The sequence below is a fragment of the Mycobacterium sp. genome, assembly GCF_035499775.1.
GTDB lineage: Bacteria > Actinomycetota > Actinomycetes > Mycobacteriales > Mycobacteriaceae > Mycobacterium.
Genome location: NZ_DATJYB010000315.1, coordinates 37,245 through 48,398, shown reverse-complemented (window position 1 = coordinate 48,398; position 11,154 = coordinate 37,245). Strand labels below are relative to the sequence as shown.

The following is an 11,154-nucleotide window of genomic DNA, read 5'->3' as shown; positions in this document are numbered from 1 at the left end:
ACTACGCCCGCGATGTCGGCGGACCGGCGTTGAGTGCACTCACGTTCCCGCAACGTGCCGGTTGCCTCAAGCAACTCGGCAAGCTGCTGATGGCCGGCAAGGACGAGTTCTATCCGCTGTCCTTCGCGACCGGCGCCACCGCACGCACCGATTACGGGGAAGTACGCTGGGATGCGGTGGTTACCAACCAGGACGACGTGCCGGTCGCCACTTACGACGTATTGACCCTGGTCGCGAAACTTCACTGAACGAACTCCGCGGCGCGGTGCGCCAGCATCACGATCGTCGCGTGCGGACCGCGGCTGGGGATCACCGGCAATATGGAACCGTCTATCACCCAAAGGTTTTCGATGCCGCGGACCCGGCACCCTTGGTCGACAACGGATCTCGGGTCACCCTCAGCGCCCATCGGGGCGCTGCCGCACAGGTGTTGCGAGGTTGACCACACCGCGGGTCCGATATGTGTTGCCGCACCAAATAATTCGCGCGCCAATTCGGTGCCCTGCCGTAACAGCACGATGTCGGCGGGCTCGCTGTCGTAACGGTGCTCGATCCGGGGCGGCACTCCGGGATCGGCTGAGACCAGCGTGATGTGTCCACGTGATCGCGGCTGCATGAGCGCCACCCCGATGTGCGGCCAGTCCCGGTGGCCCGCGGTGCCGTCGCCCGTCATCGCTATGAAGCCACCCGTATAGGGGCGGATCTCGATGCCGTCGGTGGTGCTCAGCACCACCTCCAGCACCGGCCTGTCCTCGGCCACCGCCCAGTTGGTCGGCATCACCCATTCCGGATGGTCACTGCAGTGCAGCCCGACCGGCAGTGCCGCAACCATTTCGACCCCGGCCGCTGCCAGCATCGTCTCTTCCCCGACCCCCGAGAGCATCAGCAGGTGTGCCGACTGAATCGCCCCGGCGCACAGCACAATTCGGTCGGCCGTCAAAGCCACCGGACCGCCTGGGCCGACCGCGTCGACCCCCACCACCGCTGCGCCGGAGAAACGCAACCGCACCGCCCGGGTTCGCGACAGCAGCGTCAGGTTGGCCCGCCCCAGCGCGGGGATCAGATAGCCGGCACCCGAGCCGGTGCGCACGCCGTCAACGACGTTGAGCGGGATCGCGCCCACGCCCGACGGTAGCTGCGTCCCGACATCGTTGAGGTCAGCGATCCAGGGGAAACCCGCGCTTTGCGTGGCGGCTACGAAAGTCTCGGTGGCACCCGTCATATCGCGGGTCCGGCGAACACGAATGGGACCGCTCTGGCCGTGCGCGTAGGTATCGAAATCCAGGTCGGTTTCGATCGCCCGAAAGTGCTCGAGGACGTCGGGCCACGCCCAACCGGGTATCTCGTTGCGGTCGAAATCCGGGGGCAGCGCGCGGCAGAAGTACCCGCCGTTGACCGCGCCGGAACCGCCGACCGTCGCCCCACGCACGATGGGCGATTGGCGGGCCGGCCGATCGGTGAGCTTCGTCAGATAGCGCTGGACCAGCGGGCTGCCCGACCCGATCGGAAGTTGATGCCCATTCGCGGTCTGAGCCAGCAACTCCGGATCGTCCAGGCCGGGCCCGGCTTCCAGGACGGTCACCGCGCAGCTGGGATCGGCGGAAAGACGTTCGGCAACAACTGATCCAGCACTGCCGGCGCCGATGATCAGCACATCGCTGTGAGTCAATTTCGGGCGACGGTCTAGGTCCGAATCTTGGGTTTGAGCGCGCCGAGATTGCGTTCGCGCACCACCCCGCTCCACAGCCCGATGCCGTAGGCCATGTCGTCGATGCGCTTGAGCAACAGGAAAGTGAATACGCCGATCGGTTCGGCGTCCTCGCCGACGGCATCTCGACGGCGTAGCCAGTCCACCACGCCGTCGACGATGCCCGCGATCAGCACGACGCGTCTGCAATGTCGCGACAGCAGGGCCGCCACAAATGCCAGCGGCCAGTAGTGGCGGCAAATGGCCGAAGCCAGTTGCAGCGCCGCCGACCACAGACCGCGGGTGGCGATCAGCAGAACATCTCCGAGCGAGGTGTCGGCTTTGCTCATCGCTTTGGCGATCCGCCGGCCCGTCAGGATGGCCAGCACCAGCGACGCCAGCTGGGCGATGCTCGTCCCCAACGCCATCAGGATCCAGACCATCAGCGCCCCGCCGGAGATCACCAACGGAGACGTCTTGTCCGGGTGACGCACCGACAGCGGAGCCGCCGAGCCACCATAAAACGCCTTGCGGGCAATCCAATCCTTCAGTTCGGTGCGGTGATCGTGGGCGACCAGCGCGATCGGCTCGTAGCGCAGCCGCGCGCCCGACTCGATCAGCCGCCAGCACAGGTCGACGTCCTCGCCGGACCTCAGGGTTTCGTCGAACCCGCCGACGTCACGGATAGCGGTGCTGCGGCAGATGATCGCCGCGCTGGGAACATAGGACACGGTGCTGTGCGGTAACACCGGAGCCTCTCGCTGGCCCAGGTCCAGTGATGAACGCAGCGCCTCATACCTGGCTACCAGGTTCTCGGTTTGCGACAGACCGACGATGCGGGGTGCGACCAGTGCGACCGTCGGATCACAGAAGTGCCCGAGCAGCGCCTCCAGCCAGCCACGGCGCGGCGACACGTCGGAATCCAGGAATGCCACGAAGTCGGTGGCGCAGGCGGCGAAGCCGGTGTTGCGTGCCGCCGCCGGCCCCTTGCTGCGGTCGTGGCGTAGCACTTCGACGTCGCAATGCGCACCCACGAGGTCTTCCGGCTGGATGGCGCAGTCCGACCCGTCGTCCACCACGATGACCCGCAATCCACGCAGTGAAGACACCAGCCGCCGCACACCAGAGGTGTTGTCCCGCACCGGAATCACCACGGTCACGTCCCGGTGCGACGGACCACCGGCGGGCCGGGGATGTGCCACCGTGGCGTCCAGCAGGGTGCGGGCCAACTGGGCGCTGAGCTCGTCGCGCACCTTCAATCGCCCGTCGGACAGCATGTCTTGGGCAGCGGGCGCCAGCTTCAGCAGCCGGGTCGGTGAGCCGCCGAGCAATGCGGAGCCGTCACCGAGCACCCGCACACGGCGGTCAACCTGCACGGCGAACCCGTCTGGGAGCCGAGTCTGGATCATGTCAGCATCCCGTCCGGCCCGGGCAACCACCGGGCAACTCGACGTGCACACCCATCTACCATCTCCCCGAAGATGCGTCTCCCTTCGGCCGCGGTCGCGGTCGTCGGGTCCCCCAGCACACCCACCCGGCTGACTGCCGCGACTCCTCCGCGGCGCATCGACGGGAGCAGCTCGTGCAACGGCGCACCGTTGCCGGCCAGCCACCGGTCGGTCAGTACATCGGCGGGCGAAATATGCAGCAACACGGATGTTTCGGTATGGCCGGCATGAGCATCGCCGCCGGCCACGGTGCAGGGGGACCAGCCGACGTCGCGGCCTTCGGTCCGCAGCCTGCTCACCGCGTCGTTCAATGCCGCGACGTTGCCGCCGTGGCCGTTGACGAAAACCAAGCGCTGTGCCCAGCCGGCGGCCGACCTGCCGTACTCCACCAGCAGGGACGTCAGGGCCTCGGTACCGATCGAGATCGTTCCGGCGAAGCTCTGATGCTCGCCGCTGGCGCCATAGGCGATAGCGGGTGCCACCAGCCATTCTCGGCCGTCGTCGAGGAGCGCGGCGGCCGCTCGGGCTACCGCGGTAGCGATGCGCGTGTCGGTGTCCAGCGGCAAATGCGGGCCGTGTTGTTCGGTCGAACCCAGCGGAATCAGTATTGACGGCGAGGTGCTTGGCAGCTGACTCGACGTCACACTCCCCAGTTCGCCGAGTACGGGCACTTGCCGATGGTAGGACGAATTCACCTGACGTGCACCGATTGTTGTACCTTCCATCGAAATTTCTTACCGGGCGCTAATCCCGCACCGGAATTTCGGGCTCGTCTGCCACGACTGCCACGCCAGCACCAAGATTCTCGGGAAGGTGAATTTGCACCTGGCCGGCTAGGCATCCCCGGGTGGCACACCGAGCGCCCGGGCAAATCCCGCCGGTATCAGGATGTCGTCCGGGCCGAGGTCGTGTATCGACGCAAGCCCGAGGCCCATCAGCGCCGAGTCGATGCCCCCGCGCAGAATGTCGAGGACGTTCTCGACGCCGGCCTGGCCGGCCGCGGCGAGACCCCACAGGTATGCGCGACCGATCATCACGGCCCGCGCTCCCAGCGCCACCGCCTTCACCACGTCGCTCCCCCGCCGGATGCCTCCGTCCAGCAACACCTCGACCTGATCGCCGACGGCCTCGGCCACCGCCGGCAGCGCACGAATCGAGGCGGGCGTACCGTCCAAGTTGTTGCCACCGTGGTTGGACACCGATATCGCCGAAACACCGGCATCCACGGCTCTTTTGGCGTCGTCGACCCGCATCACGCCCTTGAGCATGAACGGCCCGCCCCACAGTTCGCGCAGCCAGGCGATGTCGTCCCAGGTCGGCGGCGGGGTGCCCATCCACTCTCCGTAGGCGGCGAAGAACGGCGGGCCGAGCTCGCCGCGGCGGCCCTGGTTGGGTACCCGCAGGTCCGGTGGCCGCAGCGTCTTGCCGAACTTCCACAGCCACCGCGGCTTGGTGATCGCCTCCGGGGACATGCGCAGCATGGTCCGCAGGTTCATCTCTTCCGGAATCTTGGGGCTGCCCCAGTCGCGGCCGTGCGAGAACGTCCAGTCGGTGGTGACGATCAGCCCGGCGGCCCCGGCTTGCCGCGCCCGTTCCACCCGCTCCGCTATCGCATCGCGACCGCCGAGCCAGTACACCTGGAAGAACACCTTGGGGTTGGCGGCGATGACATCCTCGATCGGCTTGCTGGCAAACGAGGACAACCCCATCGCGGTGCCGCGGGCAGCGGCGGCCCGCGCCACGGCGACCTCGCCGTCCGGATCGACCGCCTGCACACCGGTGGGCGAAATGAGTACCGGCAGCGAAATGTCTTGTCCCATTACCGTGGTCGACAAGTCGCGCTTTTCACTCACACCGATCACATGCGGCGCAAAACCGAGCTCACCGAACGCTGCAACGTTGTCAGCGACCGTAATTCCCTTTTCGCTTGCCGAAATCAAAGAGGAATAAACCGATTTCGGAAGCCGCCGCTTGGCGCGTTGCTGGGCGATGGCTACCGTTTCGAACCACTCGTCTGCCATAGCTATACGGGACTTTCGTTGCAGAGCCGTGCCGGCGGTCGCATGGACAGAGTGAGCGGTACCGGCGTGCTGATCCGCTTTCCGCGGGAGTGGTCGACGCGGGGTTGCGGCGTCTCGCGGTCCCGCTCGAGGGCCGGCGCGCCGTAACCTTGCACGCACTCTGGATCCGGGCCGTCCAGCGGCAGGCCGGTGAAGAACTTCGCCGCCATGCAGCCGCCCCGGCAGCTGTCGTAGTGCCCGCAGCTACCACAGGCGCCCGCGGACTGCGGTTCGCGCAGCTCGCGGAACAGTGGGGCGTTCTTCCAGACGTTGGCGAACCCGCTATCGGACAACACGTTTCCGGCCAGAAAGCGGTCGTGGATGGCGAACGGGCAAGCGTACACGTCGCCCACCGGGTCGATCAGGCACACCACCCGGCCGGCGCCGCACATGTTCAGGCCGGCCAGCGCACCGGACGCGCCGAGCGGCGCCAGATGAAAGAACGAGTCGCCGGTGAGCACTCGCTCGCCCTTGGCGACCAGCCACTGGTAGAGCTCGACCTGCTGGTCGGCGGTGGGATGCAGGTCTTCCCATACGTCGGCGCCCCGGCCCGACGGCCGCAGCCGGGTGATCCGCAGGGTGGCACCGTAACGGCTTGCCAGCGCGGCGAATTCGTCGAGCTGGCCGACGTTGTGCCGGGTCACCACCACAGAGATCTTGGCGTCCCGGAAGCCCGCTTCCGCGAGGTTTTCCAGCGCGCGCACCGCCACGTCGAATGAACCGGCGCCGCGGACAGCGTCGTTGACCTCGGCGGTGGCGCCGTCCAGCGAGATCTGGACGTCCACGTAGTCGCTGGCCGCCAGCCGCGCGGCCACCTCGGGCGTGATCCGGACCCCGTTGGTGGAGAACTTCACCCCGACGTGGTGCTCGGTGGCGTAGTCCACCAGCTCCCAAAAGTCCGGGCGCACCGTGGGTTCCCCGCCTCCGATGTTGACGTAGAACACCTGCATGCGTTCCAGCTCGTCGATGATGTCCATGCACTGGCGGGTGGACAGCTCGCGCGGATCGCGCTTGCCCGACGACGAAAGGCAGTGCACGCAGGCCAGATTGCACGCGTAGGTCAGCTCCCAGGTCAGGCAGATGGGCGCGTCGAGGCCGTGCTCGAACTGCTCGATGAGCCGGGGTTCGGCGGTTGTCATGGACTAAGCCTCCTGGGGCACCAGCATGTTGGAGTCGGCCAGCACGCCCAGCGCGTGCAGGTAGGGCGCCTGGCCGGGATCGCCCACCCCCGCGGCCCGGCAGGCGGACCGGACGTCGGGATGGTCGGCCAGCGACTGCACGACGGCGAGGATGGTGCGATTCTTCAGAAACGACAGCTTGCGCGTGCCGAAGTGGTAGAGCAGCGCGCCGAACGGCTCGGGCCGAACCGCCACCTGCGGGTGTAACCGCCAGCCGCGCTCCGGGTCGAAAAGGCCTACATCGGCCCGCGCGGACGCAGGCACGGTCAGTAGACCCCGCACATACCGTCGATGGACACTTCTTCGACCAGAGTCTCGGTGACGAGTTCGGTGTCGGTCTCGTTCTCGTGGTCCATGCGAATTTCCTCTCCTGGGGTCTCGACAAGGTTGAATCGATCTGGACACAATATGGCATCGAGTGCCGAAACGGAAGGGCGGATCTGATGTTGCCGCAGCCGCGGGTGGGCCGGCGCCGCTCGACGACGCCGAACCACATCAGCAACGTCGGCATCGACCTGTTCGCCGCCCGGAGTTTCGCCGAGGTCAGCGTCGACGACGTCGCGCATGCGGCAGGCATCGCACGACGCACCCTCTTCCGCTATTACGCGTCAAAGAGCGCGATCCCGTGGGGCGACTTCGACACCCACCTCGCGCACCTGCGCGACCTGCTCGACAATGTCGACGAGAGGGTTCCGCTGGGCGCGGCGCTGCGCTCAGCACTGCTGGCGTTCAACACCTTTGACGAATGCGAGACCGCGCGGCACCGCCAGCGCATGCGGGTCATTCTGCAAACCGAGGAATTGCAGGCCTACTCGATGACGATGTACGCCGGCTGGCGGGAGGTGATGGCCGGGTTCGTCGCCGGCCGGTTGGGCCTCAAGACCACCGACCTGCTGCCCCAAACCGTTGCCTGGACGATGCTGGGGGTTGCACTGAGCGCCTACGAACACTGGCTGGGCGACGAATCCGTCCCATTGCCCAAGGCGCTGGGAAACGCGTTCGACGTGGTCGGCGCCGGACTGAACGGACTGGAGCGATGAGCACCGAGCACCTGTTGCACATGCTGCGGTCCCAGGGCGGGTTCTGCGCCGGCTCCGGCTCGCCGATGTACGGCGAGCTGTTCGAGTTGGTGGCCCGCGACGTCGAAGCCGACGGTGTCTTCGCGACGATCTTGTCCGGCCACGAAGATGCTCCGTCGCGCCAAGCGGTGCCGCTGCGACTGCTCGGCGGCCTGCACCGGATGGTGCTCGACGGCGGGGCACCGGAACTGCGGCGCTGGTATCCCAGCACCGGCGGTGACTGGGACGCCGAAGCCGCCTGGCCCGAGATCACCCGGATCGCGGCCGCCCACACCGACCTGCTGCGCGCCGCTCTCGAGCACCCGCCGCAGACCAACGAGGTGGGCCGGTCAGCTGTGCTGATCGGCGGACTGCTGTGCGTCAATCGCCAATTCGATTTTCCGGTACGGCTTTTCGAGATCGGATCCAGCGCCGGACTGAACCTGCGGGCCGACCACTACCAGTACCGCTACGCCGGTGGCCGGTGGGGACCGGCCGACTCGCCGGTGACCATTGACGACGCGTGGCACGGCGCGCTGCCGCCGGAGGGTGGGGTGCGGATCGTCGAGCGCCATGGATACGATATCGAGCCGATCGACGTCACCGGCAGCGACGGCGAGATGGCCTTGGTGAGCTACGTCTGGCCCGATCAGCGCGCGCGGCTGGAACGGCTGCGCGGCGCCATCGCCGTCGCGCGCAACGTTCCGGCGGGGCTGGAACGGCGGCCGGCGGGCGACGCGGTCGCCGGCCTGAGTCTGGCCGACGGCGCGTTGACCGTGCTGTGGCATTCCATCACCTGGCAGTACCTGTCCGACGACGAACGGGCCGCCATCCGCGACGGGGTCGACGCACTGGCCGCGCAAGCCGATGCCCGGTCGCCGTTTGCGCATCTGACCCTCGAGCCCGCGCGGGACGGACCCGGCGCCCCGCTGAAGTTCCTGGTCCGCGTGCGCAGTTGGCCGGGCGGCGAGCTACAGGTCCTGGCCGAATCGCATCCGCACGGCCCGCCGGTGAACTGGCAGTAGGGTGTTGGCCGCTGTTCGTTGAGCACACACTCGGCGAAAGTCCCATAATCAGCTGATGACTAGCGCAGGACCGTCGCTCAGTGCGACCTTTAAGAACCCGCGATTCTCCACGGCGGCGATGGCCGCGGGGATCAAGGTACGGGAAAAGATGGGCGTGCCGTATATCGCAGTCGACGGCGTCGAGCATGAGGGTGATTGGCTGAACCCGACTCAGGTGGCCATCTCCCCGGGGGATCACCAGGTCGAGGTGTACTTCCGCCTGAAGGGACTGCCGGTCAAACGCGGCAAGGGTAAAGCCAACTTCACCGCGACGGAGGGCCAGGTTTCGGTGCACGCTGAGTTCGGTCAGTTCTTCACCACCACGGAAGTGGCCAGTCCAGGTCAGCCGCCGAGTCGCAGCAAGCGGATGGTGTTCTAGACACCGTAGACAGAAATTTGTGTCGGGGGCGTCGGAGTTCGGCCCCCAGCGGCGACGATAAGGGTGTGAGCGAGGCTCAACGCGCGTTATTGGAGCTGTACGACGAGGCGTTGCCGGTGGTGTACGGGTATTTCGTCCGGCGGTGCCCGGATCGCGGGACGGCCGAGGACCTGACGTCGGAGACCTTTCTGGCGGCTATGGACGCGGCGCGCAAGAGCGATCCGCCGCCGATCGCCGTCCCGTGGTTGCTCGGCGTGGCACGGCACAAGCTGGCCGACCACTATCGGCGCCGCCGTGACCCGGTACCGGTTGCCGAGCCGCCGGATGACCCGATCGACGACTGGGACGCCGAGCTGGATCGGCTGGTCGCCGAAAGCGTGCTGGCCCGGCTCAGCGAGCCCCATCGCGCGGTGCTGGTCTTGCGTTATATGGACGACTGCTCGGTCGGCGAATGCGCGCAGCTGATCGGGCGCACGCTGCACGCCACCGAGGCGCTGCTGGTGCGCGCCCGGCGGGCTTTCAAACAGGAGTATCCGGAGGGAGGCACGTCGTGGACGACCCGTTGAACGTGCTGCGCACCGATGACCTTCCGGTGCAACCTGATCCGGCTTTCGCCGCGCGACTGCGCCGGCGTCTGGAATCCGCATTGTCGCTACCGGAAGGAGTTCTCATGAGCGGCACCGCAACAGCAATTTCCGAGCTAACCGAACCATCATCCGCGGAGGTCCCGCGACCCGCTGCACTGCCCTACCTCAGCGTCGCGAACGCGCGTACCGCGATCGCGTGGTACACCGACGCGTTCGGCGCCGTCGTGGTCGGAGACCCAATTGTGATGGACGACGGGCGAATTGGGCACGCGGAACTCGCCATCGGCGACGGTGTGCTGTACCTGGCCGACGAATATCCCGACCTCGGGTTGAAAGCCCCTGCGCCGGGCGCTGTCTCGGTCAGCCTGATGCTGCACGTCGCCGACACCGATGCCGCTTTGCAGCGGGCACGCGAACACGGCGCCAACGTCGAGCGTGAGATCTACGAGAACTACGGGGGCCGCAACGCGACCATCGTCGATCCGTTCGGTCATCGCTGGATGCTCACCGGCCCGATGCGCGTTGCCGCCATTCAACACGGGGACATCGGATACGTCTCGGTGTGGACGCCCGACGCCGACCGCGCGGCCGCCTTCTACCGGCAGGTGCTGGGCTGGACGTACGATGCCGAGTCGCACCGGGTAACGAATACCGAACTGCCAACGGGCATTTCGGTGGGCGATGCCACCGCCCTGTTCTGCTGCTACGCCGTCGACGACGTACGTGCCGCTCGTGCTGCGATCGCCGAAGCGGGCGGCGTGCCCGGCGAGATCACCGAAAGGGAGTACGGCGTCCTGCTGGACGCCACGGATCCGCAGGGCACGGCGTTCGCCGTCTACCAGCCGGCCCCCGGCCAGAAACGCCCGGAGCTCAACGGATCCGGGCCGGGCGAACTGTCCTATGTCACCTACCAGACGCCGGATTCGGCCGGGTTCCGCGACTTCTACGGCCGGGTGCTGGGGTGGACCTTCGAGCCGGGCCGGGTGGCGGACGGCTGGCAGGTTCAGGACACCCACCCGATGGCCGGTGCCGCGGGCGGCAGCCCGCGTCCGGTCACCGTGCCGATGTGGACCGTGGCGGACATCGACGCGGCGGTCGCACGGGTCCGCGAAGCGGGCGGGACGGTGCTGGCCGAGCCGTCGCGTCAGCCCTACGGTATGAGCGCCGAATGCACCGACGATCAGGGCACCCGCTTCTACCTGGGCCAGCTCTGACGGCCAGCGGAAGATACGGCACACTTTGACGGTGGCACCGGTATTGACAGCCCGACATCTGTTGCGCGCCAAAGACCTGGTCGACGCGCGTTACTGCGAACGGCTGACAGTCGCCGACCTCGCCGCGGTGGCCGGCCTGTCACCCGCCCACTTCAGTCGGCTGTTCAGGCGGACGTTCGGCGAGTCACCACACCAATACCTACTCACGCGGCGATTGGAGCGCGCGGCCGCGCTGTTGCGCACGACCGATTGGACGGTTGCCACAATTTGCTACCGAGTGGGCTGGGAGAGCCTCGGGTCTTTCACGACGAGCTTTCGCCGGATGTTCGGTGAAACGCCGCTGGCGTATCGCGCCGGTTGTCCTCCCGCAGAGCGGCATGTGCGGATTCCCCGCTGTGTCGCAATGGCCTACGGGCGGCCACAAAACCGCACGTTTCGAGAAGACGGGCCAACCACGTAGCTCGTAGTGTCGAACCGAC

The 11,154-nt window shown here is 67.2% G+C and carries 14 protein-coding genes; 7 read left to right on the top strand and 7 right to left on the bottom strand.

Features of this window, described 5'->3' with window-relative positions; translation table 11 throughout:
- The coding region (locus tag VML93_RS20150; RefSeq protein WP_325613393.1) for a hypothetical protein at positions 1-248 on the top strand (248 nt) is incomplete at its 5' end.
- Here VML93_RS20150 and mftG read toward each other — a convergent pair.
- The 7 genes from mftG to mftA all read right to left on the bottom strand — a co-directional run bounded on the left by mftG (position 242) and on the right by mftA (position 6,729).
- Complete coding sequence (mftG, locus tag VML93_RS20145) at positions 242-1,669, bottom strand: mycofactocin system GMC family oxidoreductase MftG (RefSeq protein ID WP_325613387.1); 1,428 nt, start codon at positions 1,667-1,669, stop codon at positions 242-244. The genes VML93_RS20150 and mftG overlap by 7 nt on opposite strands.
- A gap of 14 nt (positions 1,670-1,683) precedes the next feature.
- Positions 1,684-3,096 carry a mycofactocin biosynthesis glycosyltransferase MftF gene (mftF, locus tag VML93_RS20140; RefSeq protein WP_325613386.1) on the bottom strand — a complete coding sequence of 471 codons (1,413 nt, stop codon included), beginning with the start codon at positions 3,094-3,096 and terminating at the stop codon, positions 1,684-1,686.
- A complete protein-coding gene (gene mftE / locus VML93_RS20135; protein ID WP_325613391.1) occupies positions 3,093-3,830 on the bottom strand; it encodes a mycofactocin biosynthesis peptidyl-dipeptidase MftE in 738 nt (245 codons plus the stop codon). Before mftE ends, mftF begins: the two co-directional genes overlap by 4 nt.
- Before the next feature lie 138 nt (positions 3,831-3,968).
- Positions 3,969-5,156, bottom strand: a complete 1,188-nt coding sequence (gene mftD / locus VML93_RS20130) for a pre-mycofactocin synthase MftD (protein ID WP_325613384.1) — start codon at positions 5,154-5,156, stop codon at positions 3,969-3,971.
- 2 nt (positions 5,157-5,158) lie between these two features.
- The gene (gene mftC / locus VML93_RS20125) at positions 5,159-6,334 is read right to left on the bottom strand and encodes a mycofactocin radical SAM maturase (protein ID WP_325613383.1); all 1,176 of its coding nucleotides are present in this window, start codon (positions 6,332-6,334) and stop codon (positions 5,159-5,161) included.
- Between the two features lie 3 nt (positions 6,335-6,337).
- Positions 6,338-6,655, bottom strand: a complete 318-nt coding sequence (mftB, locus tag VML93_RS20120) for a mycofactocin biosynthesis chaperone MftB (RefSeq protein ID WP_325613381.1) — start codon at positions 6,653-6,655, stop codon at positions 6,338-6,340.
- A complete protein-coding gene (mftA, locus tag VML93_RS20115) occupies positions 6,640-6,729 on the bottom strand; it encodes a mycofactocin precursor MftA (protein ID WP_325613379.1) in 90 nt (29 codons plus the stop codon). Before mftA ends, mftB begins: the two co-directional genes overlap by 16 nt.
- Positions 6,730-6,816: 87 nt before the next feature.
- Here mftA and mftR point away from each other — a divergent pair, with 87 nt between their 5' ends.
- The 6 genes from mftR to VML93_RS20085 all read left to right on the top strand — a co-directional run bounded on the left by mftR (position 6,817) and on the right by VML93_RS20085 (position 11,135).
- A complete protein-coding gene (mftR, locus tag VML93_RS20110) occupies positions 6,817-7,413 on the top strand; it encodes a mycofactocin system transcriptional regulator (RefSeq protein ID WP_325613377.1) in 597 nt (198 codons plus the stop codon).
- Positions 7,410-8,456, top strand: coding sequence for a DUF2332 domain-containing protein (locus VML93_RS20105; protein WP_325613375.1), 1,047 nt, complete (start codon positions 7,410-7,412; stop codon positions 8,454-8,456). The genes mftR and VML93_RS20105 overlap by 4 nt, the downstream gene beginning before the upstream one ends.
- A gap of 55 nt (positions 8,457-8,511) precedes the next feature.
- Positions 8,512-8,874, top strand: coding sequence for a hypothetical protein (locus VML93_RS20100; RefSeq protein WP_325613374.1), 363 nt, complete (start codon positions 8,512-8,514; stop codon positions 8,872-8,874).
- Between the two features lie 65 nt (positions 8,875-8,939).
- Positions 8,940-9,440 carry a sigma-70 family RNA polymerase sigma factor gene (locus VML93_RS20095; protein ID WP_325613372.1) on the top strand — a complete coding sequence of 167 codons (501 nt, stop codon included), beginning with the start codon at positions 8,940-8,942 and terminating at the stop codon, positions 9,438-9,440.
- The gene (locus VML93_RS20090) at positions 9,425-10,675 is read left to right on the top strand and encodes a VOC family protein (RefSeq protein WP_325613371.1); all 1,251 of its coding nucleotides are present in this window, start codon (positions 9,425-9,427) and stop codon (positions 10,673-10,675) included. Before VML93_RS20095 ends, VML93_RS20090 begins: the two co-directional genes overlap by 16 nt.
- Before the next feature lie 31 nt (positions 10,676-10,706).
- Entirely contained in the window at positions 10,707-11,135 is a 429-nt protein-coding gene (locus VML93_RS20085; RefSeq protein WP_414686401.1) for a helix-turn-helix transcriptional regulator, read from the top strand.
- Positions 11,136-11,154 lie beyond the last annotated feature (19 nt).

What these genes read in the sequence shown, in the direction of transcription:
- mftF (WP_325613386.1), bottom strand. Translation starts at nt 3,096, where the DNA reads ATGATCCAGACTCGGCTCCCAGACGGGTTCGCCGTGCAGGTTGACCGC.
- mftD (WP_325613384.1), bottom strand. Translation starts at nt 5,156, where the DNA reads ATGGCAGACGAGTGGTTCGAAACGGTAGCCATCGCCCAGCAACGCGCC.
- mftC (WP_325613383.1), bottom strand. Translation starts at nt 6,334, where the DNA reads ATGACAACCGCCGAACCCCGGCTCATCGAGCAGTTCGAGCACGGCCTC.
- mftA (WP_325613379.1), bottom strand. Translation starts at nt 6,729, where the DNA reads ATGGACCACGAGAACGAGACCGACACCGAACTCGTCACCGAGACTCTG.
- mftR (WP_325613377.1), top strand. Translation starts at nt 6,817, where the DNA reads ATGTTGCCGCAGCCGCGGGTGGGCCGGCGCCGCTCGACGACGCCGAAC.
- VML93_RS20105 (WP_325613375.1), top strand. Translation starts at nt 7,410, where the DNA reads ATGAGCACCGAGCACCTGTTGCACATGCTGCGGTCCCAGGGCGGGTTC.
- VML93_RS20100 (WP_325613374.1), top strand. Translation starts at nt 8,512, where the DNA reads ATGACTAGCGCAGGACCGTCGCTCAGTGCGACCTTTAAGAACCCGCGA.